The 24911-nt window shown below is 55.1% G+C and carries 18 protein-coding genes; 6 read left to right on the forward strand and 12 right to left on the reverse strand.

Annotated features, from left to right (window positions below; genetic code table 11):
• Window positions 1–7: 7 nt before the first annotated feature.
• A complete protein-coding gene (locus BXP70_RS12435) occupies window positions 8–2224 on the reverse strand; it encodes a prolyl oligopeptidase family serine peptidase (protein WP_086594398.1) in 2217 nt (738 codons plus the stop codon).
• Between the two features lie 346 nt (window positions 2225–2570).
• Window positions 2571–3251 (reverse strand): hypothetical protein, encoded by a 681-nt coding sequence (locus BXP70_RS12440; protein ID WP_086594399.1) that lies wholly within the window; start codon window positions 3249–3251, stop codon window positions 2571–2573.
• A gap of 65 nt (window positions 3252–3316) precedes the next feature.
• On the opposite strand from BXP70_RS12440, the gene BXP70_RS12445 reads away from it, so the two are divergent.
• Window positions 3317–3619 carry a DUF2695 domain-containing protein gene (locus BXP70_RS12445; RefSeq protein WP_086594400.1) on the forward strand — a complete coding sequence of 101 codons (303 nt, stop codon included), beginning with the start codon at window positions 3317–3319 and terminating at the stop codon, window positions 3617–3619.
• Between the two features lie 95 nt (window positions 3620–3714).
• Here the strand turns inward: BXP70_RS12445 and BXP70_RS12450 are convergent, their stop codons facing one another.
• The 7 genes from BXP70_RS12450 to BXP70_RS12485 all read right to left on the reverse strand — a co-directional run bounded on the left by BXP70_RS12450 (window position 3715) and on the right by BXP70_RS12485 (window position 15826).
• Window positions 3715–5175 carry a hypothetical protein gene (locus tag BXP70_RS12450; RefSeq protein WP_086594401.1) on the reverse strand — a complete coding sequence of 487 codons (1461 nt, stop codon included), beginning with the start codon at window positions 5173–5175 and terminating at the stop codon, window positions 3715–3717.
• 195 nt (window positions 5176–5370) lie between these two features.
• A complete protein-coding gene (locus BXP70_RS12455) occupies window positions 5371–6891 on the reverse strand; it encodes a hypothetical protein (protein ID WP_086594402.1) in 1521 nt (506 codons plus the stop codon).
• Between the two features lie 531 nt (window positions 6892–7422).
• Entirely contained in the window at window positions 7423–10890 is a 3468-nt protein-coding gene (locus BXP70_RS12465; protein ID WP_086594404.1) for a hypothetical protein, read from the reverse strand.
• Window positions 10891–11090: 200 nt separating this feature from the next.
• On the reverse strand, window positions 11091–12539 hold the full coding sequence (locus BXP70_RS12470) for a hypothetical protein (protein WP_086594405.1): 1449 nt from the start codon (window positions 12537–12539) through the stop codon (window positions 11091–11093).
• 176 nt (window positions 12540–12715) lie between these two features.
• On the reverse strand, window positions 12716–13108 hold the full coding sequence (locus BXP70_RS12475; protein WP_086594406.1) for a hypothetical protein: 393 nt from the start codon (window positions 13106–13108) through the stop codon (window positions 12716–12718).
• 97 nt (window positions 13109–13205) lie between these two features.
• A complete protein-coding gene (locus tag BXP70_RS12480) occupies window positions 13206–14582 on the reverse strand; it encodes a hypothetical protein (protein ID WP_143436478.1) in 1377 nt (458 codons plus the stop codon).
• Between the two features lie 242 nt (window positions 14583–14824).
• On the reverse strand, window positions 14825–15826 hold the full coding sequence (locus BXP70_RS12485; RefSeq protein ID WP_086594408.1) for a sugar phosphate nucleotidyltransferase: 1002 nt from the start codon (window positions 15824–15826) through the stop codon (window positions 14825–14827).
• Between the two features lie 187 nt (window positions 15827–16013).
• On the opposite strand from BXP70_RS12485, the gene BXP70_RS12490 reads away from it, so the two are divergent.
• The 3 genes from BXP70_RS12490 to BXP70_RS12500 all read left to right on the forward strand — a co-directional run bounded on the left by BXP70_RS12490 (window position 16014) and on the right by BXP70_RS12500 (window position 18044).
• Window positions 16014–16592 carry a LemA family protein gene (locus BXP70_RS12490; RefSeq protein ID WP_086594409.1) on the forward strand — a complete coding sequence of 193 codons (579 nt, stop codon included), beginning with the start codon at window positions 16014–16016 and terminating at the stop codon, window positions 16590–16592.
• Between the two features lie 157 nt (window positions 16593–16749).
• Entirely contained in the window at window positions 16750–17205 is a 456-nt protein-coding gene (locus BXP70_RS12495) for a TPM domain-containing protein (protein WP_086594410.1), read from the forward strand.
• Entirely contained in the window at window positions 17202–18044 is an 843-nt protein-coding gene (locus BXP70_RS12500; protein ID WP_086594411.1) for a TPM domain-containing protein, read from the forward strand. Before BXP70_RS12495 ends, BXP70_RS12500 begins: the two co-directional genes overlap by 4 nt.
• Window positions 18045–18396: 352 nt before the next feature.
• Here the strand turns inward: BXP70_RS12500 and BXP70_RS12505 are convergent, their stop codons facing one another.
• Window positions 18397–19131 (reverse strand): DUF72 domain-containing protein, encoded by a 735-nt coding sequence (locus BXP70_RS12505; protein WP_086594412.1) that lies wholly within the window; start codon window positions 19129–19131, stop codon window positions 18397–18399.
• A 96-nt stretch (window positions 19132–19227) separates the two neighbouring features.
• Window positions 19228–19914, reverse strand: a complete 687-nt coding sequence (locus BXP70_RS12510) for a porin family protein (protein WP_086594413.1) — start codon at window positions 19912–19914, stop codon at window positions 19228–19230.
• A 172-nt stretch (window positions 19915–20086) separates the two neighbouring features.
• Here BXP70_RS12510 and BXP70_RS12515 point away from each other — a divergent pair, with 172 nt between their 5' ends.
• The gene (locus BXP70_RS12515; protein WP_086594414.1) at window positions 20087–22222 is read left to right on the forward strand and encodes a prolyl oligopeptidase family serine peptidase; all 2136 of its coding nucleotides are present in this window, start codon (window positions 20087–20089) and stop codon (window positions 22220–22222) included.
• A 106-nt stretch (window positions 22223–22328) separates the two neighbouring features.
• Here BXP70_RS12515 and BXP70_RS12520 read toward each other — a convergent pair whose 3' ends face one another.
• Complete coding sequence (locus tag BXP70_RS12520) at window positions 22329–23525, reverse strand: OpgC family protein (RefSeq protein WP_086594415.1); 1197 nt, start codon at window positions 23523–23525, stop codon at window positions 22329–22331.
• A 571-nt stretch (window positions 23526–24096) separates the two neighbouring features.
• On the opposite strand from BXP70_RS12520, the gene BXP70_RS12525 reads away from it, so the two are divergent.
• Window positions 24097–24543, forward strand: coding sequence for a hypothetical protein (locus tag BXP70_RS12525; RefSeq protein WP_143436479.1), 447 nt, complete (start codon window positions 24097–24099; stop codon window positions 24541–24543).
• Window positions 24544–24911: the final 368 nt, after the last annotated feature.

Genomic DNA, 24911 nt, shown 5'->3' on the forward strand with positions numbered 1-24911 from the left:
CACCTCCTCAGTTGCTGTATGGGTTGAGGCCCATGTTGTAATACGCAAAAGCCCACACGTCGGCCCATTCTTGGATCTGAAGGGCGGTGCTTTTGCCCGCGCCGTGCCCGGCATTCACATCCACGCGGATAAGCTGCGGGTACGGACCAGCATTTTTTTCCTGAAGCGTAGCAGCAAACTTGAACGAGTGCGCCGGTACCACCCGGTCGTCGTGGTCTGCGGTGGTAATCATGGTGGCGGGGTAGGTCGTGCCCGCTTTCAGGTTGTGCAAGGGCGAGAACCGGTAGAGGTTCTGAAATTGGTTGTAGTTGTCGGAGGTGCCGTACTCGGGGGCCCAGTTCCAGCCAATCGTGAACTTTTGGTAGCGCAGCATGTCCATCACGCCTACTGCAGGGAAAGCCACGTGAGCTAGGTCGGGGCGCTGGGTCATGATGGCGCCCACGAGCAAGCCGCCGTTGGAGCCGCCGGCAATGGCGAGGCGGTTGGGGTTGGTGTATTCCTGCACCGTGAGGTATTCGGCGGCGGCAATGAAGTCGTCGAACACGTTTTGCTTGTGCGGGGTCATACCGGCTTTGTGCCACTCTTCGCCATACTCGCCGCCGCCGCGTAGGTTTGGAATAGCGAGAATGCCGCCATTTTCCAGCCACAGCATACGCGCTACGCTGAAGCCCGGCGTCAACGATACGTTGAAGCCGCCGTACGCATAGAGGTACGTCGGGTTTTGGCCGTTCAGCTTTACCCCTTTCTTCCGCACAATGAACATCGGAATCTTCGTACCGTCTTTGCTGGCGAAGAACACCTGATTGGTCATGTAATCCTCGGGGTTCACATCGACTTTTGGGGCTCGAAAGACGGTGCTGGTGTTCGAGGCTAGGTCGTACTTGTAGATGGTGGTCGGGTACGTGAACGAGGTGAAGGCATAGTATACCTCCTTCGCATCGTGCCGCCCGCCGAAGCCGGCCGCCGTGCCAATGGCCGGCAGCGCCACATCGTGCAGAAATGTGCCTTTCTCATCATACACTTTTACCAAGGAGCTAGCATCCTTGAGGTAGTTGGCAATGAGCTTCCCTCCTACCTGGCTCACGCCTTCCAGCGTGTTTTCTGATTCGGGCAGAATCGTCTTCCAGTTCTTTTCCTGCGGTTTCTTGGGGTCGATGGCCACGAGGCGGTAGCGCGGGGCTTTGTAGTTGGTCATCACCAAAAGCTGCCCGCCCACGTTGCCAATCACGGAGTTGTTGTGCGCGTAGCTGGTGATGAGCGTCGTGAAGCTGTGCTCCTGCTTGGGGTCGGTGAGGTCGCGCACCGAGAGGCGGTTGCCGTCGTTTTTGCCGTCGGTGAGGTAGAGCACCAGGAAACGCTCGTCTTCCGTAGCGCCCGCCATGCGGAAGCCGAGGGGCATCTTCTTGTCTTCGTACACCAGCTTGTCGGCACTTTGGGCGGTACCTAGCTTGTGGTAGTAGACTTTGTGAAACTCATTCTTGCCAGCCAGGCTGTGTTCGCCCTTCTTCGGGGCGTCGTAGCGGCTGTAGAAAAAACCGTCTTTGTACCACGAAGCGCCCGACACTTTCACCCAATTCAGCTCATCTTTTAGCGGCTGACGGTTTTTGAGGTCGAGCACTTTTAGCTGGTGCCAATCGGAGCCGCCGCCGCTGGTGGCGTAGGCTAGGTAGCGGTGGTCGTTGGAGAAATAGGTGCCCGCCAACGCCGTCGTGCCATCGGCCGAAAACTTGTTGGGGTCGAGCAGCACTTCAGGCTGGGCGCCGTCGGTGTTCGGCTGCACGTACAGCACGGCTTGGTTTTGTAAGCCGTCGTTTTTGGAGAAGTACAGCTGGTTGCCTTCCTGTTGGGGCACGCTGTAGCGTTCGTAGTTCCAGATTTTGGTGAGCCGGTCGCGAATCTGGTTGCGGAACGGAATCTTCTCTAGGTAGCCGAAGGTCACCTTGTTTTCTTCCTCTACCCACGCTTTCGTTTCGGGCGAATCAGGGTCTTCGAGCCAGCGGTACGGATCGGCGACGGGAGTACCAAAGTAGTCGTCGACTACATCAACTTTATGAGCTTGTGGGTATTGCACAGTGAAACGGGGTAAGTCGGAGCCGTTGCGGCGAGTCGAGAAAGTAGAACGGTTGCCAGCCGCGCTGGTTTCACGCTCGGCTTCAGAAGCAGCCGAGCGACAAGAAGCTGCCAGCGCTGTCAGCGCCAGTAGGGCAAATGAAAAGGTGCGCATAAAAAGAATAGGTGGGAGCAGCGAACTAGCGAAGATATGCGCTGACCTCTATACATCCGACGTACCCTCCGGATTGTTTAGGTGCTAAGCTAGCTTCCACGTGGGTGCCCATCGGGGCTTATGGCTTCGACCTAACTTCTGACGCTAATTTTCCAAGCCAGTGTACGCCTGCCGGTCCAACGCCCTAGGTGTCCGACCGGTTGTCGGCTGCGGACAGCGGCAAAAGCTAGGTGCACGTTCTTCGATAATCCTGACAGGCTTGCAACGACAGCACAAAGCTCGTTCTAACAACAACCGGTCGGACGCCTGCCTAGGGCGCCGGCCGGCAGGCGTCTTCCAACGGCTCTTACCTGTTGCTTATGCGGCCTACTTTCGGAATCACCTGAATTAGAAACCGCTTGTTCTGTCCTTCCCGCGAGCCGGCGTAGCGCCCGGTTCCGAAGAAGCCGCTGCCGCCGATAATTAGCTCAATGCTTCGGTCTTGGGTAAAGTCGAGATTGTTCTGCTTCCAGAGGTTCAGCAGGTTCAGGGCGCGGCGGTAGCTGAGTTGGTAGGTGGCCTGCTGCTCGTAGTCATTGCGTGGATCACCTTGGGGGTAGCGCGCCGCCATTCCTTCCACAATAACCAAGTAGCGCACCGGCTGATCAGTTTTGATGCTTTTGAGCACCGTGCGCAGTCGGCGGCCTGCTTGGAGCAAGGCCGGTTTGTACGCATCCTGAATTTCGTCGCGACCCGATTTGAACTGAACCGGTACCAGCAACTCGTGACGCTCGTTGGCGGGGTCATATTTGAAGTACTTGCCTTCGAGCTGCTGCAAAGAGCGCCGAATTTTGGTGATCTGCTCTAGTTCGGCGGCTTTCACCTTCAGCTCGCCGTTGGCCCGCTTTAGCTCCCCTTCCCTGTCCTTAAACAGCTTGAAGCTATACACGAACAGCACCAACATCACCACAAACAGCGACGTCATCAGGTCCACGTAGCTAGGCCAGAAGAAGTCGGAAGATTCGCGGTTTTGAGAGTTGGTTTGCATAAAAATGTTAGAACTTGAAGTATTTTACTGCACCGATATTTTTAACTGATTGCTAGCTAATTTTTATGTCCGCTAAAGACGAAAAGCAGAAACGCAAAGCCCTCTTAAATTCATTCAAGCAGCAACAGCGTGACGAAAAGCTAGCCGGCTTACCATTGCCTTTAACAGAGTTAAAAGCTTTGTTCGATTACCTGGACGAAGAATTAAGTGAAACGGATTGTGATGACACGCTGCTACTGACTAAACAGTTTCTGCAAAAGCGCAATTTACCAGTAACGACAGTCACAGAATGGCTCGGCGATCATGGCGGTTATTGTGACTGTGAGGTTCTAGCGAATGTTGAAGAGAAGTTCGAGGACGTTCTGTAGCGCGGACTTTGTAGTCTGCGCATCGCAAAGAAGTAAGCAACAATATTGAGTTAGCATTACTCCTCATCTTCCTGGCGCGGACTACAGAGTCCGCGCTACTGTGGCTTCACGCCGCCGAACACACTGTCCATCGCTCGCTGCAATCGGTTCTTGGCGGTAGCTTTCACTAGGATCTTGTTCAGATCACCTAGCTCCGTCAGCACCTTGGCTTGAATCTGCGAGTCGAGTTCGATTTTGCGGAGTAGCTCGCGCTGGGTGGCTGTCACGTCGCGGGCCAGGGCTTGCTGGCTGGCCTCCACGTTTTTGAGCGGGTCGAGCTGACGCATGATGCGCTCGAACACGTTGTCGTTGTTGAGCTTTTGGAAGTATTGACCCCACTTCTCGTAGGCTTGCTGGGCGTCGCGCTCGTGGAATTGCAGGCGCTTCTGCATGAGGTCAGTGAGCGAGAGGCTGGCTTGGTCGAAGTACTGCTCGGTGCGGGAACGCAGCGCGTCCATTTCCTTCTGGTGGCGCTGGAAGAAGTCGAGCTGGTGCTGAATGACGTTGTCGTTCTTGCCGATGTACTGCCCTAGGTCGTTGATACCCTTCTCAAAGCCACGCAGCCGGTCCAAAATGCTGTTCACGCTCTGTGCCGAGTGGTAGCCCGCTTCCAGCATCTGATTCAGCTTCTGCTGGTAGCCCGTGAACTGCCCAAATAGGTCCGCTGACTCGCGCACCTTTTCAAACACGGCAATATTAGCCTTCGCCATCTGGTCGTAGCCGATCTTGTCCAGTGCTTCCAGGAAACGGCTCTGCACCCGAATGTTGTCGGTGAGCTTGTCCATAATGGGCTCAAACAGCGTCACTTTACCCACAAAATCCTGATTAAACGCATCCAGCACCGACTTCAGGTTGCTCAGGCTGCCGGCCATATCGCTGTGCAGAATGGGCAGCAACCTAGCTTGCAGAAAGGTGTAGTAACTGTTTTGCAGCACATCGAGCTGTTGGCGGGCACTACGCAGCAGACCGTTACCGAGCAGCGTGAGCAGCAGCCCCACGAAGCTGCCCGTCATGGCAATGAGCACGCCGGTGAGGAAGGGCGTCAGGGCGTTATCGTCGGAGACGCCGTTGCGGGCGATGCCCACCAAACCTAGAATCACGCCTAGGAACGTGCCGAGCAGACCTAGGTAGAGCGGCGTAGCTACGTCGGCCTGCGCTTCGTTGGCTACTACTTGGCTCTGACGTTCGGCAATGTCTTTCAAGATGTTGAAGTCGGCCGCGGCGCCTTTGTTGTGGCGCAGGTACGCGTTGGTGTCAACGAGAATGTCTTGAAAGTCTTTCGAGGTGGCGTCGGCCCGGATGATGTCGGCCGGGAAAGCATCGGCGGGCGCGTCGGCGGCATAGTCGGGCATGTCGAGCCCGGCGGGCGTCACGAGGCGCCGCTCAACGCGGAGTTCTTCCTTGCGCGGGTATAGCTGAGCGAGCCGCAACGTACGGGCACGGGTTTGCAGGAACGTGCGCACCTGCAAGCCCACAACCACCGTCACGACCAGTACTTCAAGAATGATTTCGAACATAGGGCAAACATAAAAGAACGTCATGCTGAGCTTGCCGAAGCATCTCTCCCGCCAAAGTAATCTAATTACCACTGCGATAGAGATGCTTCGGCAAGCTCAGCATGACGTTCCATACTCTAAATGCGTTGAGACACCTGGAAACGTTCTGCTTCGCTCAACGAGAACACACGTAGCGCGTTCCGACCGCACTTGTTGTTACTCGAAATGAATCAGCGCTTTCGACTCAATCTGCCACACGCCGCCCACTTTACGCAGCGTCCCTTCCTCATCCGTCACGATTCGCGACACGGGGCCAGTAGGCTGCTCGTAGCGGCAGGCTTCGCGCAACGAGTACTGGGCGCTTTGGATGGCGTAGGCGTGCACCGCCGGGTCGGGATTCACCTGGAAGATGCCGACTTCGGGAAACTGCGTGTCAAGAATGATTTCGTAGATGCTGTCGTGCTGCGGCTCTTCTGACAGGTCGTAGATGTTGAAACCACCGTTCACGGGCACCTTCACGTAGCGGGTGTAATCCGTTGCGAGTGCATCGCCTGCCTCCTCCGTTACCTGATTTTCAGAAACTGGAAATTGTACGGGCGGTACCAAGCTATCAAATTCCTCCGTAGGTGCCGAAGCTGGCGAGCCTGCTGGTATAACCGGCGGTACTGGTGAAGTCTCCGACATGGAAGCTGGTGCCTCGTAGGTAACCGGGGCCGGAGCAGGAGCCACGGGCGGGTCCGCAACTAGCGGGGCAGCTGGGGCTGGAGACGTAGGAGGCGCAGCTATTGGAGCGGGAGCCACAGGAGCCGGCACAATCGGCTTCGGGCCAGGTGTCGCAGCCACGGGTGCCGGCGTTACGGGCTGCGGCGCTGCAACGGATGCGGGAGCAGCTTGTTTCCGGAGTTCTTCCGCAACGCGTTGTTGCACTAGCTTTTCTACCTCGCGTTGCAGCTCAGGTGTCAGCTTATTGGTGCTAGCTGGACTGGAGGCGGCAAAGTCGCTTGTATTGCCCCGCACGCCTTTCGTTTCCCGGCCGTAGCGGTCAACTTTCTCCACTAGTTTGCCGATCTGACCGCGTAGCAGCGCATAAAGCACCAAGCTCAATAAGGACAGAATGAGTGCCAACGGACTAAAAAACTTACTCATGAAGCTTTCCCCCGATGAACGCGTGGTGGCAGCATCGCCAATGGTAGCCGGTCCCGCATCAGGCGACGCCGACGCTGTAGCTTCATCCGTAGAGGTGGTTGTATCGGTGAATTCAGCGCTGGCCACGTCATTGGCCCCGATGTCGCCGGGCGGCGTACCATTCTCGACGTAGCCTCTGAGCGACGTGTTCAGCGCCTCTACCGCTTGCATCCGGGCGGGGCTCGCCTTGCGAGCCGTCGATGCTTTCAGGCGATTGATAATCTCAGTTACAAGTTTTTCGCTGCGCGCTTGGTCAGTACCTAGGCCTTTGTACATCGTGCCACGGCCTTCCAAGGGTTGGTAGAGCAAGCTGTACACCTTCTGACTGTCGGGCTTGATGCTGGTTTCAAACTGCTTCAGCGTGCCGCCGCAATTGAGCTTGCTTTTAAGGTTTGGCCGGTGGTTGTCGTTGTACACGAATTTCACCGTGGCGCACCAAATCTGCACCTTTTGCTCGTCGAGCGTGGGCTTGCCTAGGGGCGTTTGGGCGTGGGCAGCGGCAGTTAGAAGCAAGCCAAAGAATAAGGAAGTTGCGCGGCGGAGAGAGGTCATGAGTTAGGGCAATAATTAAAAATTAGAGCTGAACGAGTGTCAAATCGACGGCTATAATAGGAGAACGTGTTGTTCTATACCATCCCATTCTTCACCGCAAAACTCCCATCCGGTTTCATACTCTAGTAGGGAGTACTTCTGAATAAAATGAGGTGAAAGTAACACTGGCTTATGTAGATAGCAGCCCATCATACGGTCGTAAGAATTATAGAACTCTTTCTCAGCTTTAAGGATGGTGACATGAATTATGTGAGGCAGAACATCAGAACAAACAAGCGTTCTGATTAGGTCTTTTCGGCTTGTTAGTGGCATGATTACCTCGGATCGATCAATAGTAGCCGATGAAACCATTTTCTTTATTGCCTTCAAAATTTCTTCTTCGGTAGAGTACAACACGACAGAAGCATCATCTGGCATCAAGCGAAGCACATCAATAAAGAAGAGCCGTCCCAGGGTTGAAACCCTGGGCTACGGAGCGGACCTTGTTTCACCGCTGAATAGCCCAGGGTTTCAACCCTGGGAAGGTTAGGTCTACGCCTGCAATTCCCGGCTCAGGTTATACAACGCCTGCTTCAGCGGATAGAAGAACAGCGTTTCCGGCAGCGTTTCGTCGTTGCTGAGTTGGCGCTGGAGCTGGTGCAGACCTAGACTCAGGCTGTCTTCAATTTCGCGGAGCAGAATGTCGCGCACCCGTTGGCGGTCTACGTCGACGCCTACTTCGCGCAGGAGCGGCGCTACTTCGTCGCCTTCCAACACGAGGGTTAGGAAGTTGCGCACGTTGTCGAGTACCTGCTGCTTGAGGTCAGCGTCTACCTGCTGCAATTTGAGGCGGGCTGTCCCGATTTCCGCCGATTGCGCCGTGCCGGTGAGCTTCACGTGCTTGATCTGGTTGTAATCAGAAGTGGACGATTTTTCCTCAAACAGCACACCGCCGTTGGTGGTAGCTTCCTTGGGGTTATCGGCCAGAATGACGCGGAAGTTTTGTGGCGGCTCAGTGCCTGTTACGGCTTTGAAGACGGCTTTCGTAATTTTCTCAATGGCTACCAAGCTGCTGCCACCGGCCAGCAAACGCAGGTACAAGCTGCCTTTGCCCGAGAAGCACAGGTAGCGCGGCGTCTTCAGACCTAGCTGCTGCACGAGCTGGGCCGTGTGGTAGATGATGGACGTGTAGTGCAGGTAGAACAGCACCCGCAACTGTCGGCCCTTGCCTAGGGTCAGGCTCTGGGAGAAGCGTAGCGCGTCGTCGTACTTAAAGAGCAAGCTGGTTACGTCGGCCGAACCGAAGTCCGCGTTTTTCAGGGCGGCGCTCAGGTAGCCTTTATACTCCTGGTTTTGCTCGCTGCTGGGTAGCGCGTCGGCGTGGTTGACCCCTAGGCGCAGAAGGCCGTTTTGCTTGGGCGCGCCTTGCACGCGGGCATAGCCATCGCCCCACAGGTCGTCGCCGGCGAAGCGGAAGGACGAACTAAAGGCCGGTTTTTGCTCCGCGAAGATGAGCAAGTCGGTCGTGCCGCCGCCGATGTCGATGTTGATAACGTTCTCGTCGCGGTTGGGCACCACTTGGTTCGTGGCCGTGAGATAATAGTACGGCGCCACCGATTCGGTGAGGCAAACCGTGTTTTGGCGCGTCTTGAATACTTGTTGGAAAGCCTCGTCCCACACCTGCTGGAACTGGTTGCGCAGGAAGCCATCGAAGCTCAGCGGCGCAAACCACACCACGCGGGTATCTTCTAGGATGCCGCCGTGCAACGCCGCTTTGTGCTTGAGCAACAACAGGATTTCGCGGAAGAATGCTTCAATGCGACTCACGCCCTGCGGATCTAGCTCCGCCGACCATTTCAGGTTCGTCACGAAACGGTTCTGCGGCAGCTCGGCTAGCGTTTCGGTGTTGATGCTAAAGCCAATGTTGATATTGCTTAGCACCTTGGCTGGCTCGTTGGCAAACGACAGCGTTTCACAAACCGCCGTCCGGATCGGGAATTCATACACCGAGCCACCGTCTCCGACGAAGCTAGGTACGAACTCACGGTTTTGCAGCGTCGCTACCGAATCCCACATCTGACCAGCGCCCGTGCGGTAGCGTTGCGCTGCCGACAAGCCCATATCGGCAACCGGCGCGTGCAGCCATTCCACTTGCACATCCGCCTCGCCAATGGTGAGCGGACGCGGGTGGGCCGAGGGACCATCGGCGTAAGCGATGTGCGTATTGGTGGTGCCGAAGTCGACGGCGAAGGTGAAGCGACGCGTGCCGCGGTCGAGCTCGCGCCAGCGTGGCACTAAGAGGCCGCGGGCCGGCTCGCCACCAATGCTAGCGGGCGGACACGTCAGCTCGGCCACATCGAAGTGCGTGCCGGTGATTTCGTAGTAGGTGCTACCCGCGGTAGCCATGCTCTTCTGCGTGCGCTCGTGGCGAACGGCACGGCGGGCTGCTCCCTGCTCGGTGAGTCGTTCGCCGCCCACGAAGAACGTGAGGTCGTAGCGGCGGCTGAGCATGGTGGGCGAGTTGTCGGCGTCCACCAGCATCACTTTGTACAAATCGTTATACTGGGGCTGGTGGCGCACTTTGTAGAACGGGAACACGCCTAGGTCCACATTGGCCCGCACAATACGGCCTTTCTCCAAAATTTCGCGGCCTTGCGCGTCCTTCGGGTTCTGCGGATTGTGGTAATAGCTACGTTCAAACGAGATAAAGCGACCCGCTTGCACCGGCACCCGCAGCGTCACGCGCACGTGGTTCAGGTCGATGGTGAAGTGCAGCAGCTCGGCTAGCTCGTTCTCGGTGAAGTAGTCGAAGAAGGCCTGGCGCAGTGGCAGCAGATACGGGAACCTAGCTCGCCCCTGCCCATCGGCGCCGTACTGAAACGACACTTTGCCGGTGTGGAAGCGCTGGGTGTTCAAGTCGTACGGCAGCTCCACCAGCGAATCTTCCAGAAAGTCGCCGACGGTAAGGTACGGGTACTTAAAGCCTTTGCCGGGCAGCACGCGGTTTTCTAGGGCTAGCTCATCGTGATACGGCACGGGCGTGCGGTCGTCCCAGGGCTGGCCGTTGAGGTAGTTGGCACCCTGCATGGTAAGGTTCGGGCGCAACACCAATGGGCGCGGCCGACCGCTTTCGTTGGCGCGGGTCGGCTGAATGAACAGGTCGGAGCTAGTCACGGCCGACTGGTCGGCGCGGCCGGGCAGCGGCACACTTTTCACGCTAGCTAGGTTGCCCTGAATGTCGGGCAGCGCGGGGTAACGAGCGGCGAATTGCTGAGCCGTCCGGTCGCCCTGCATTTGGAGCTGGTTGATCTTGCTCCGATCTAAGCCGGCGAAAACGCTGCCAGCGAAGTCGCGGCGCTGCAAGGCTGGGTAGGCCAGGAACAGCTCGTAGACAAATTCGCGGAACTGCGGGTCGCGGTCTTCGAGCAGCACGGTTTGGTTGTCGAAGTAATGGCCGCGCGCTTGAGGGCGCTCTAGGTCCAACGGCTTCACTTCCGGGCCGGTGAAGAGCAGCGTGAGCGGCGAGGTGCCGCCGAGCAACCTAGGTCCGCCCGGCAGCTCCGGCGACTCGTAGTACACGAGGTACATATCGGAGAAGTCGCGGAACCGTTCGTCTTGCAAGAACAGCTGCAAGGTTTCGCCGAGCAGACGCGTGCCTTCCTGCTGCCGCATCTTGCGGATTTCCGTTTCCGCATTCCAGCGCCGCAGCGTGATTTTACGCCCCGCCTGCGAATACAAGTGGTAGTTATACAGCAACTCAAACAAATCCCAGAAGTGCGTCACGAGCTCGTGGTACACCGACCCCGGATTGCGCTGCCCTTCCCGCGCCAGAAAATCAAAGGCGGTTTCGAAAAGGTGCATTCGCGCAAACGGCGTCGGGATGGACACGGCCACGTTCTTGGCCTTGCCCCCCGCCGGGTCGGTCACGGTGTTGATTTCGGTGCTGGTAACGGGCGCGGTTTTCTGCCAGCCTTGCACCTGCTGGGAACCGTTGTTATGTAAGCGAAGGACTTTAGGCATTCCTTTAGTATCTATTGAATGGTAATCAACTCCCCTCCTTTTTTAAGGAGGGGTGCCCGAAGGGCGGGGTGGTTAACGTTGAACGATGCGGACCTAGGCTGTTCAAATTGTATCGTGCGCGGTAAACAACGACCTCAACCACCCCAGCGGCGCTAAAGCTGCCGCGTCCCCTCCTCATCTGAGGAGGGGAGCTGTTGTTCTTACACCACTTTCACTTTTTCCTCAAACGCCTTATCCGTCACGTCATAGAACAGCTCGATGAGCTTCTTGAAGTTGTCGGGTTCGGCAATAGTCTTCTCGGTTTTGTTGAGCGAGTCGAGGAAGTAGTTGTGGTTGATGCCTTTGTTAAAGAAATCAGTCCACTTCTTTTCCACGGGTTTGCCGGCAATCATGGCGTTGAAGTCGTCGGTGGCTAGATCGAAGGGACGGAAGGCCCGGCGGTTTTGGCCTAGCTCTTTCAGCCATTCATCCACGCCAAACTCTGGGCTGTGCAGGATATTTTGCAGCTCTCGGAAAATGGGCTCGTTGCGCAGGGCGTAATCCAGCTTTAGGTTGTCGTGGTACGGCGCCTTGTCGGTGGCGAGGAACTGCCGGTGGTAGCGCGTGAAGTAGAGCAACTGCGTGAGGTGCTTGGCCATCAGCTCGCGCGACTCGTCGGGTAGGTGGTTGAACTGCACCTCGGGCGCGTCGGTAGCAAGGCCGTACTCGTGGAAGTGCGGTCCGCCGGTGCGCAGCTCCGCCGCCGAGTACTTCATGAAGTCTACGATGCTAAGTGCGGCTAGCAGCTCGATAAGATGCGCTTTGTTGCGCTGCTGGGTGCCGCCGGGCTGGTTTTCGTAGGGCGTATCGGGCGTGTCGGCTAGGTAGTACAAGGCGTTCAGACCTTGCAAGTTGTGCTCGTAGTAGCTGAGCGCCGCCTTGGTTTTGGTAAGGAAGCTGTTGGAGTCAATAACCGAGTTGTCCTCCGATTGCAGCGCGAAGTACGGCATCACCGTCACGGCGCCGGTGGGCGCGTCGCGCAGGTAGCGGGCGTTGCTCAGGCGCGTGTTGGTGTCCTTCAGGTTCTTGAGCATAAGCGGGAAACCCGCCGCGCCCGTTCCGCCGAAGATGCTCGACACGAAAAATACCCGGTCACCTTCCTGGAAGTTATCGGCGAAAAAGCGGATTTCGGGAGACTCCACGAGCTTGTTCAGTACAATACTGCCCACATTGGGCGAGCCGCGGAAACCAATGGTCAGTGGGCTTTCGAGGTTATCCTGCGTGAACAGCAAATCCACCAGTCCTTTGGAGTCAACCGACAGACCATCGTAGCTGAGGTATTGGCGGAAGCTCTGGTTAATGCCGCCAAAGTCGAAGATGAACGTATCCTTCACCGAGCCATTCACGTCCTGGCTGATGCCGCTGAGCGTGCTGATGTCGGTTTTAAAGAAGCCTTCTTCGCGCGGACCTAGCTTTTTGTAAATCTGCTGGTAGCTCTGCAATAGGGCTACCGTACGGTTCATGTCGCCGTTGTGGGCATCGGGGTCAATGATGATGGGCACCACCCGGTCGCAGTTAGGAAGCTCCACGCCCGCCGCCAGCAACATCGTGAGCGAGCGAATAACGCGGGAACCAGTGCCGCCAATACCGAATAAAAAGAGTTTAGCCATGTGCTTTGCTACTGTTAGTCAAGTTCCCCTCCTTTTTTCAAGGAGGGGTGCCCGAAGGGCGGGGTGGTTAAAATCGTTGAACGATACTGGAAGCTAGCTTTTAGCTTTTTAACACTAGTCTAACCACCCCTAACCCCTCCTTGAAAAAAGGAGGGGAACTAGTTTTAGTCTTAATTTTAGAAAGGTGTGGTGCTGGCATTAGTCGAGCCTTTGCGCAGAATGACGGAAAACAGGAAATAAAACAAGAGGCCATATACCGCGTTCAGCGTGGCGAGCCAGTAGATGTAGCTGTGGTCAGTTACTTGCTGGGCTTTGGCCTGCCACACCACCACGATAAACGCAATGAGAGCGTTCAGAACGAGGAACAGCGTCCAGTGGCGCAGCTTGTTGAAAGTGGCCACGCCCATGGCCTTATTGATGACATAGTAGAATATCAGCACCAAGGCCAGCGAGATACCTAGGTTCAGCAGACCGATATTCGGGAACACGATTTGGCGGTATACGGGCGTATCGGCCGGGGGCTGAGGTGTGCCGATGAGTTCGTAGAGGAAGCGGAAGAAGCTTTGCATAGAAGGAAAGGAAACGCCAACGTTTAGTTGGTAGAGCGGTACACGAAATGCGTTGGAATAGGGATACTACGAAGAAGGTGCCAGCTAAAAGCTAGCGTTAGTCAGCGGGTTGCAGCGTGAGCGGAACCTGAAAGATAGGCGCTTGATTCTGCTCATCCGTCGTGACGGCCGCCACGCCGTCGATCAGACTGCTTAAGGCGAAAGTTTTGGCGCCGACTTGGTTGATGTTGCTGTCATTCTTAGTTGTCCACTGAGTTATCCACATCGGGCGCTTGTCTTGGAGGATAACTTGCAAGGGGCGGGCCGCTTTGCCCATCTTGGTAACGCGAATTTTGACAAAATGCGTGTATTGCGCCTCGGGTCCGCTGCTAGCGCGGGTCTGATCGGTAGCGCCAAACACATTCACGATCTTCGCATCGGTGTCTTGCCCAGTTAGTTGCAAGTTCGCTTTCAGGTGACCTAGGTCTTGGTACAAAGTGGGCAGCGCTTGCAGATTCATCCCGAGCACGAACTCCACAGGTTGTTGTGCGGATACTTCGCTCACAGCTACGGTATGATAAGTAGCACCGGCAGCGCGCTTGCTGGCGTCTTTCTCGCCATAGTACCACGCGCCTTGGTTCTGAAACTTGTTTAGCAGGGAAGAAGGCGGCGCCGAGTACTTCACGCCGAAGTGTGCTTGTTCGCCCGGCGCCTTTTTTAGCAACGCAGCATCAAAGCGCCGTACGGCGTCGGCCGGACCGATTACCCACACATAATAAGGTATGTCGGTGTCGCAGCAGCGGTTGATGCGCTTGGCAGCCGTTTTCATGGCCGGGTAAAAAGCGCCTTTGAAATCCGACGTATGCCCATAAACCGACACCGCTAGGTCGGAGCGACCGGCAGCGTTCAGGGCGTCGGTGATGTCCGTTTTGATGTACGGCACGGCACCCGCGTTGCGCGGGGCGTAGATAAAGTCCGAAATCAGCACGCTCACGGCGTTGGGCTGGTAGTAGTGACTTACCAGCGTATCCAGAATAGCCGGAATGCTGGTGCTGCTAGCTGGCTCCCGAATGCCCTCGCGCACAGTAGTTTCTAGCTGCTGATACGAATCGCGATAGGGCTTGTCCTTGATGCGGTAGAACGTTTTGCGTTGAACGCTGGCGCTCCGGTTCACATCGGAAAGGAACTGCGCTACGTGCTGCTGAAAGCGGGTGTTTTGCGCATCAGCCCCCGTTTTAGGCATGAAGCCTTCCATCGAGCCCGATACTTCTAAAAACACGTTTACTTGTTTTAGCGGCCCCGTTGCGGCCGTAGTAGCGCTAGGTTCGGCTTCTGGCGAAGCAGCAGGCGCTTTTCCTGCGGCAGCTTCGATTGTTTCGGCAGCTTTGGTGTTGCCCGCATCCGATTTGAGGTCGTCGCGGGAGTAGCAGCCGGGAAGTAATAAGGCCACTGCCAATAGCCCTGGCAGTAGTTGAGAGAAGGGAGAACGTTGCATCGAACCAATGTACAGGTTGACGGCTGAAGCCGCAACCTTACCTACTGCCGGGGTGCCCAGCAGGTTGTGTAGGAACGATATAGAAGAAGGAATATTTTACGCAAGGCGTCGTTTGCCGGTCCGACGCCCTAGGCGTCCGACCAGTTGTGGCTAGAACGAAACGTGCAAACAACGGCCGTGCAGATGTTGGCAGGCGGCAACCGGTCGGACGCCCTAGGCGTCCGACCGGCAGACGTCTTACCCTAGCTATAATCAATCTCCGTGTTATCGCCGATGTTCAGGCTGTGGTTCAGGCCACGGAACGACGCATCCGAACCCACAATACAATCGTGGAGCACGGCTTGGCGCAGCTCGCTGTAGGAGCCGATAATAGAATCGGCCAGAATCGTATTCTCCACAATGGTCCGGTCGCCAATGGCCACGTTAGGGCCGATGATGGAGCACGAAATCTGGCAGTTTTTGCCAATGCTGACGGGCGGAATAATAATCGTGTTCGGAAACTCGGGCAGCGACGACGCACTCAAAAACTCCGGCCGGTTTAGCAGACGCGCGTTGGCTTCGAGCAGCGTGTCTTTGCGGCCGCAGTCAAACCAGTTGTCCACCGTCACGGTGGTCATCTCCTCCCCTTCCTGAATCAGCATCATCAGGGCGTCCGTCAGCTGAAACTCGCCGTGCGTGCGATGGTCCTGCTCGATGAGCCGGCCGAGGGCATCCACCAGCTTCTCGGGATGCGCAATCTTGTACAGACCCACCATCGCGTAGTTCGACTTCGGGATTTTAGGCTTTTCCATCACTTTCGTGACGCGGCCACCCGGTGCGGTTTCTACCAAGCCGAACAGAGTCGGCGTTTTCACTTCTTTTACGCCCAGCACGGTGCCAGGCATTTGCAGCACGGCACCTAGGTCCACGTCTACAATAGTATCACCAAGTAAAATCAGCATACCCTGCGATTCTTGGCGAAACTCTTCCCGCGCAATCCACAAGGCGTGGCCGATACCCTCGCGGGGCTCCTGCACCACGAAGGTGGATTTTATTTGCGGGTAGTGACGACGTACATAACTTTCTACCTTTTCACCTAGGTAGCCAATAATGAAGACAAAGTCTTGAACGCCAGCGCTTAGAAGCCGGTCAATGATGTGCCCCAGGATGGTATTACCAGCCACAGGAACCAGCGACTTGGGCTGAGTATGCGTATGCGGCCGTAGGCGAGAGCCGATGCCGGCAACGGGAATGACAGCTTTCATGAATAAAAGGCGTGGCGTAAGCACGCAAAATAGTGAATCGGCACCGGAGCGCCGGACGCTAACACAACCGCCAACGCCTTAATTCGTACTTTTCAGCGCACCAGTGCCTGCCGACGCTAACCACGTTGCCCCGCTTCAGGTTTCGAATGTCTTTCTCTCTCTTCCACTTTTTAATTTTTCTCTCTCCATGAAACGATTCGTTCTGTACTTCTTTGGCTTGGTGATTCTGCTTACGCAGTCGTCTTGCGGCTACAATGGCATGGTCGAGCGCGACCAAGCTGTAAAAGGTCAATGGGCCAAAGTCCAAAGCAGCTACCAGCGTCGCAACGACCTGATTCCGAACCTAGTAAACACCGTAAAAGGGGCAGCTAATTTCGAAAAAAGCACCCTAACCGACGTTGTTAATGCCCGCGCCAAAGCCACCAGCGTGCAGCTGTCGGGTGATGATCTGACCCCCGAAAACATCAAGCGCTTCCAGGAGGCTCAAAGCCAAGTGAGTTCCGGCCTAGGTCGTTTGCTGGCCGTATCGGAAAATTACCCCGATTTGAAAGCCAACGCCAACTTTCAGGAACTGCAAGCCCAGATTGAGGGCACCGAAAACCGCATCAACGTGGAACGCAACCGCTTCAACGACGTGACCAACGACTACAACAGTTACGTGAAGTCGTTCCCCAACAACATCTTCGCGGGCATGTTTGGGTTTAAGGAAAAGCCCTACTTCGAAGCCGACGCTAGTGCCCAGAAAGCGCCTACCGTTCAGTTTTAATTTTAGTGCCTAGTGCTTAGTGCCTGGTGCTTGGTTTTTAGTTGGTTGTTTTTGGTTTTTGGTCGTCAAAACAAATTTGTTTAAGACCCAAAAAGCAGCTACCAAAAACTAGAAGCCAAGCACTTGGCGCTAAGCATCAAGCACTAAGCCCTATCCCATGAAAAGCCCTCTTACGCCGGAACAAGAGGCTGCGCTTGTGGCCGCAATCCGGCAGGCCGAAATCACTACCTCTGGGGAAATCCGGGTTCACCTGGAAGACACCTGCCCCACACCCGAGCCCCTCGACCGCGCTGCCCAGGTGTTTGCCGAGCTAGGTATGCACCGCACGGCCCAGCGCAACGGCGTGCTGTTCTACCTAGCCTGGAAAACGCGTCAGTTTGCGGTTATCGGTGATTCGGGTATCAACTCCGCCGTGCCCGACGACTTTTGGGAAATAACCAAAGAAGCCGTGCTCAGCTACTTCCACAACCACGACTACGTGAATGGGCTGGACAAAGGCATCCGGCTGGTGGGCGAGCAGCTTCGGCGCTATTTCCCATACGACGCGGCCACTGACCGCAACGAACTCGACGACTCCATCTCGTTTGGCGACTCCACGCCGCCACATGCATGAGCAGTAAAACGTTTCTTTCTCCTTCCGCGAACCGCTGGCTTAGGCCGCTGCTAGCTTTTTTGCTGCTCGTCGCTGGCCTATTGCAGCCAGTTTGCGCGCAGAATGTGCCACCGCGCCCCTCGCCGCCTCGCCTCGTCAATGACCTAGCCAACATGCTACGCCCCGATGAGGCCGAGGCATTGGAGCGTAAGCTGGTCGCTTATAATGACTCGACGTCCTCCCAGATTTCCGTTGTGACGGTGCCCACACTCGGCGACGACGAAATTGCGGACTACGCCCAACGGCTTTATGAAAGCTGGGGCATTGGGCAAAAAGGCAAAGACAACGGCATTTTGGTGCTAGTGGCGAAGCAAGAGCGGGCGGCCCGCATCCAGACCGGCTACGGCCTGGAAGGCGCCATCCCCGATGCGCTGGCGAAGCGCATTATCTCTAGTACCATCGTTCCGGCTTTTCGGGAGCAACGCTACTACGAAGGGCTCAATACCGCCACCGACGAGCTAATTGCTCTGGCCAAAGGCGAGTATAAAGCGCCGCCGCAAGCGCAGCGCTCTGCCGACAACGGCGACACCAGCGGCTCCGGCTGGACGTTCTGGCTGATCATCGGCATGCTGATTCTCTTCGTGCTGCTGCGCTCACGCGGGGGCGGCGGCGGTGGCGGCGGCGGACGGCGCAACCGTGGTTTCGGAGGCGCCTTTATTCCACCCATCATCTTCGGCGACTTCAGTGGCGGCCGTGGCGTGTTTGGTGGCGGGGGTGGCTTCGGCGGAGGTGGCGGCGGGGGCTTTGGCGGCTTCGGCGGGGGCAACTCCGGCGGAGGTGGCGCCAGTGGCAATTGGTAGCTAGCTTTTTACATCCTTCCATACGTAACAAAGGGCATCTTTCGGGATGCCCTTTGTTGTTCCCGCAATGGGGTACTCTTTCCTCTCGGCTTCACACAGAAAGAGCTACTGCAAAGTCAAGAAGCTCGTATAGAGCGTATGATCAAAAACTCCGACAAGCCTGAACTCCCTGCGTGGGTCTTTCTGCTTATCCGTTTTGCAGGTATTGCTTTTGTAGCCGCTCTATTTTGGTTTGTTACTCGCTGCGGCCAGTGACGTTTCCGTGTTGCGTTTCTTGCGCCAGCGCTAGGTCATCTTTTCTTTCGAGTACAACCGGAATAAAAGACGCCTCTTTGACTTAGGTTACACGCACCTAGGTCCTGCTCAGCAACCGCTGCATTTCCCGGGCATTATGGACGCCGGCTCCGCCAATGCCATTATTAAAGTACAGATACACTTCCTTTATCTGCGGCGCAGCCCGTACTTCGTCGGCTACGCGCTGTAAGAACTTGGTGGTGTATGGCGTGGTGTATAGCTCAGGCACGCCGTGAAAACGATAGTACAATACGCCGGTATTAGCTACTACTTCGTCGGGGAGTGGCTGCGGATGGCTTTGCCCCACGAAGCTAATGTGCTGGCGGGCTAGCTCGCGGTACACTTCGCCCTCCCACCAGCTTGGGTGGCGAAATTCTACCACGTTCGTGAAGGCGGGGTCGAGGCTACCTAGGATGCGCTGAAGCAGTTCGTCGGTGTAAGCGGCTTTGGGCGGCAGCTGGAACAACACTGGACCTAGCTTTTCGCGCAAGCCTTCTTGCACCACGCCGTAGAAATCGGCCAGAATAGCTTGAGCTTCCGCGTTGAATTTCTTGTAGTGTGTGACTTGGCGTGGAGCTTTCACGGCAAAACGATAATCGGCGGGGCTTTTGGCGTACCAGTCCTCGAACACCTTCAACTCCGGCATGCGGTAGAAGGTCACGTTTACTTCCAGCGTGTTGAAGCGCTGGGTGTAGTACTCAAACCATTTGCGCGGCGGCAATCCTTCCGGGTACAGCACGCCCTTCCAGTCGCGGTACGAAAAGCCGGAGCAGCCGATGTAGTAAGTGGGCATAATGGAGAAGCGTAGCGGTACGAACCTTTCTACGCACCTAGGTCTCACTTAGGCAATCGATGCCCGTCTTTGTGTTTGCTAGCTGAGCCGCTTGCCTTAAAAGCGCACGGCGGCAGCTACCTGCACCATCTGGTGCTTAAACTCCAGTACGTCAGAGCGCTGCCCGATCCCGATGTGGTTGAGCCCTTGCAGGTAGCGGGCATCCAGGCTGATGTGGTCGGTGATGTAAAACGACAGGCCTGCCGTTGCGCCAATGCTACGCTCCTCCGTGTCGTGCGTGATGGTGGTAGTAGCGCCATTGGTTCGCGCGGTGGCTTGCAGCAGTAAGTCAAATTGCGGCCCGGCGACGAAGGCTAGCTTCGGGAGCACCTTGTATTGCAAGAGCAAAGGCAGTGACAAATACCGTAGTCGGTACGTGGTAGCTGTGCTCGTCCTGGCCGCGCCCAACTGGGAAAACAAGTATTCCTGCTGCAAAGACAGCTTCGGAAGCAACGGTATTTGCAGGAAAAACCCCGCCACCGCGCCCGTCTTCCACGTCGTTTCGATGGGAGTCACGGGCTTTGGAAAGCCTTGGTTGAAGTTCATATTGGCGAAATTCACCCCTAGCTTGGCTCCAAACCGCACCGCCTTCTTTTCGGTCGGCGGCTCCTCACGAACAGATTGCCCCTGCGTGAACCCTGAGGCAGTAGCTGCTTGTGGGAAGAACCCACTGGCCAGAGCCAACCCTAGCATCAACTGCTTTTTATTTGGGCAGCCCCTTCCGAAACGTAGCGCGTTTTTCATTATTTCAAACCTAGGTGTGGCCTACTACCAACGAGGTGGGCCCTGGGTAAAGATAACAGCTAGCTGCGGCGTCCTATATTCAACTTCTCGCTTGAGTGGCTTTTGCCGTTATTATGTGCAACTTCCTTGCTTTAACCCAGACTTTACCTTGTCACCCTACACCACCAAATACATGAAAAGACGCTTTGTCGCGTTGGCGGCGCTGTTGCTGAGCAGCCAAGCCTACGCTCAGTACACCCAAACGGCGATTAAGCCACTGCCTTACCCAAAGGCCAAGAAGGTAGACACCGTGACTACTTACTTCGGCACGAAAGTACCTGACCCCTATCGTTGGCTCGAAAACGACCAAGCCGCCGACACCAAAGCGTGGGTGCAGGAAGAAAACAAAGTGACCCAAGGTTACCTAGCCCAGATTCCGTACCGCGAGAACATCCGCAAGCGCCTCGAAACGCTGTGGAACTACGAAAAGTACGGGGCGCCTTTCAAAGAAGGCAAGTACACATACTTCTCCAAAAACACCGGCTTGCAGAGCCAGTCGGCCTTGTACCGGCAGGTAGGCAACGGGGCGCCTGAGCTGTTCCTAGATCCCAACACGTTCTCGAAAGACGGTACCACTTCGCTGGCTGGTATCGACTTCACCAAGGATGGCAGCATGGCCGCGTACCTGATTTCGGAAGGCGGCTCCGATTGGCGCAAAGTCATCGTGCTGAAGACGGCGGATAAGGCCATGGTGGGCGACACGCTGAAGGACGTGAAGTTCTCGGGCATCGCCTGGAAAGGCAACGACGGCTTCTACTACAGCAGCTACGATAAGCCTAAGGTTGGCAGCCAACTCGCCGGGCTGACGCAGCACCACAAGCTGTATTATCATAAGCTAGGTACACCACAGAGTGCTGACAAGCTCATTTTCGGCGGCGAGCAAACACCCCGGCGTTACGTTGGCGCCTACCTAACCGAAGACCAGCGCTTCCTGGTGATTACGGCGGCTAACACCACAACCGGCAATGAGCTGTACGTGCAAGACCTAAGCAAGCCCGGCAGTGCCATCACGCAGGTGGTCGATAATTTTGACAGTGAAAATCAAGTGTTTAGCAATGTCAGCGGCAAGCTCTACCTCTTCACCAACCTGAACGCGCCCAACTTTCGGGTGGTGACCGTGGATGCAGCCAGCCCCAAGTCCGCCAACTGGAAAGACCTGATTCCGGAAACGAAGAACGTGCTGAGTGTGTCGACGGTCGGCGGAAAAATTTTCGCTAAATACCTGAAAGATGCCACGTCGCTGGTGGAGCAGTACGACATGAGCGGCAAGAAAGAGCGCACTGTCGAGCTGCCTTCCGTGGGCTCGGCTAGCGGCTTCGGTGGAAAAAAAGACGAGAAGGAGACGTATTACACGTTTACGTCATACATCTACCCGCCTACCATCTTTAAGTACGACCTAGCTACCGGCAAGTCAACGGTGTTCAAGAAGCCTAACGTGCAGTTCGACCCGACCAAATTCGAGTCGAAGCAGGTGTTCTACACGTCGAAGGATGGTACCAAGATTCCGATGATCATCACCTACAAGAAAGGCTTGGCGATGAACGGCAAGAATCCCACGCTGCTCTACGCCTACGGCGGCTTCGGCGTGAGCGTGACACCTAGCTTCAGCACCTCCAACATTGTGCTGCTGGAAAATGGCGGCATCTACGCGGTGCCGAACCTGCGTGGCGGCGGCGAATACGGGGAAACCTGGCACCTGGCCGGCACTAAGCTCAAGAAGCAGAACGTGTTCGACGACTACCTAGCCGCCGCCGAGTACTTGGTAAAAAACAACTACACCTCAAAAGACTACCTAGCTATTTCGGGTGGCTCGAATGGCGGCCTGCTTGTGGGCGCCACCATGACCCAGCATCCCGAGATGTTCAAGGTGGCTTTCCCAGCGGTGGGCGTGATGGACATGCTTCGCTATAATAAGTTTACGGCCGGCGCCGGCTGGGCCTACGACTACGGCACCGCCGAAGACTCCAAGGAGATGTTTGAGTACCTCTACAAGTACTCACCCTACCACGCCATCAAGCCGGCCTCCTACCCCGCCACCCTCGTCACCACCGCCGACCACGACGACCGGGTGGTGCCTGCACACTCCTTCAAGTTCGGCACGCGCTTGCAGGAAAGCCAACAGGGCGCCGCGCCGGTGCTCATCCGCATCGAAACCAAAGCGGGCCACGGAGCCGGCCGCTCCACGGCACAGGTTATCGGCGAGCAGACGGATAAATGGGCCTTCATGTTTTATAACATGGGCGTGAAGTACCCAGCCGCTACTAACTAAAGCCCACTCTCGCTATCGTCTACACACAACGGGCTGGCTCTTTCGGGCCAGCCCGTTGTGTGTAGACGATACTTCTGAAAAGGTAGGCAAGGCGGGTTACCGGGAGCTACGCAACCTCTCTTATCTTCTCTGGCTCTATTGCGCGCAAGCTTCTGTTGATTAGCGCAACGCGGTATTTCTCGTTCAGTAGAAATGGTGCTAGGAAAAGGGCCGGAATTATTACAAAAAATACCAAAGCCGTTTCTAGCGGATAGAACTTGAACTCGTTATACACATCAATAGAGGATTCTTTGTTCAAGTAATACAAAATCGGCATAAAGACAATTATCAGTGCAATATGCAGTGTGAATACTTCCAGCGAGTTACGACCTAGGTAGCAGATCGGCCTAGAAGCAAACCAGTTTCCCTTTTTTGAGGCAATAAAAGTAAGCGTATAGCAGAGCGCCAAGAAATTTAATAAGCGCAAAGGACCTAGGTTTGCCTTATCCGTCAGGTATTCAAGATTAATTCCAGCTATTTCTACGTGCGCATTCTTTAACCCAAAGAACAACACACTAACACAAATAGCCAGCCCGAATAAATATTTGTTACGCTGCCATTCTTTCGTTTTGCCATGGTAAAACAAAAAACCAGACACCAATCCTATAACAAACAAAAACTGCCAGCACAACAAATTAAAATACCTCATCTTAAGCAACGGGCTTTGTATTATGTTGTCTAAGAACGGGTAAAAAGAACTTGCACTGCCTACTACGTACAGCAAAAAAGACACAAGTAATACAAGCCACATAGCCTTCTTCTGCAACGACTTGACCAGGAACGGTACAAACAGAATGAATACGGCGTACATCGGCAGAATATCCAGATACGTAGGCTGATAGAGCAATAACAACCCCAGAACGATGGCCTTGGCTGGCTCCGCGAAGAAGAAGGGATAGGTACTCATCCAGTACCGCGTCATCCAGTCGCTGGAAACGAAAAACGTAAAGGCAAGTACCATTGCAAAAGCAAACAGCAACAGTAGAATGTGATTGGTGTATATTTTTTGCACTCTACGAAATGATGTATCGAGCACAAAGGCATTTCCTTTTTCCAAAAACTTGTACGTGTAAATAAGTCCAGCCGTCAGGCCAGACAAAAACACAAATCCTTCTGCTCCTGATACCCAGCCAAAGAACTCGTATGTAAATCGCTTTATGATGTTATTGTAAGCTAGCGCGTGGTCTATTGTTATCAGAATCAAAAGAATTCCTCTGAAAAAATCCAGCTGATGACTTCTCTCTAGTTTAGATGTAGTTTTCATGTAAGTTCGCTTAGTAGGTGTGTTAGTCCCGGAGCCCAAACGCAGATAAATAGTGCGTGCTCGTTCGTGTATACTGTAGCAAGTGCATAGGTATTTCTTCTCGCTTCAATTTTAAGCGAGTATGGCGCAGTAACTAATTGCCTGTACTGCCATTGGCATCTATTATATTTTATAGATGAATACCAGTACTGTAAAGGCAATAAATTTCCTTTCACTGTTTCAGCGTGTTTTTATCATGCCGTACTATTTAGGTGTTAAAGAATTAGTATATACCTCTTGCGCTGCCTAGCTTACACGCTGGCGTAGTTCTACTTGACTGATTTAGCCAACCTGCTTCTACTCTGCTCCACATATTGTTGCACGTTGGTAGCCTGCGCTTGTTTCGTGCCTGCCAGAACCTTTTGTTAGCAGCCTCCCCCTTACTTCGCTTCAAATGTAAATAATAAATCCAATAATCATAATATTTAAATATTATATTTCATATAAACATAGTTAAATTACTATGTTTAGTCCACAGTTTTTCCTCGTAAAGTTCTACAAGTGCGCATCTTAGATTTACCCGTAAGATTACATGCTTAGTCCCTCCGGTACCCGCAAAGCGCGTCGTCAATTCGTTCACCGCCGCCTCCAGATGCGCTTGCGCATGTTCGCGCTGGTATTTCTGGTTATGCTCAGCATCGTGACCTACGATTTGGTGAAGTTCGATACGCAGGTACCGCCCGCTATTGGCGCGGGGCTGGGTGGCCTTGTGGTTGGGATGCTGCTGGCGCGCATTGCCAATATCAAATGGCATGAAGAAGCCAGCCAAGTAGTAGCCAAAATGGATAAGCTAGGTATCCTGGTGTTGGTGTGCTACCTAGCGTTTGCCTTTTCCCGGCGCTGGATCCTCGGGCACTGGTTTGCTGGTACGGAGCTCTCGGTCGTTGCCATGAGCTTCACGGCGGGCGTCATGCTCGGCCGCCTGGTCTTTATGCGCCGCGAAATCATTCGCATACTCAAGAGTCAGCAGAAGTACTGAGCAGCGCCACGCGCTTGCCGACAGTTTGCCTAGCCACCCCTTCTCCATTTTGAGCTAGGCTATTCTTGCTAGCCTATTAGTACTCCCTGCTCAGCGCACAACTAGCAGGCATTACAACCTGTCGAATTGCTGTCAGGTATTTCGGCCAGTTCGCTGAGTTCTACAAAGCATACCTCCTGCCAAGGCAGCTCTAGTCACTGTGAAGAAGTGGCTCGCGGAGTTCAGCAGAACCGGCCAGCTAGGCAATTCTTTCCTTTTGCTAGCTGCTTCGCTGGCTCAAAACGGCAAGCTTCTGACCAACACAATTTTGGCTTCATGAGAAATTCACAAATCTGTCAAATCCAGTTGCCGGGGTAACTGCGTAGCTC

Source organism: Hymenobacter crusticola, assembly GCF_002154225.1.
GTDB lineage: Bacteria > Bacteroidota > Bacteroidia > Cytophagales > Hymenobacteraceae > Hymenobacter > Hymenobacter crusticola.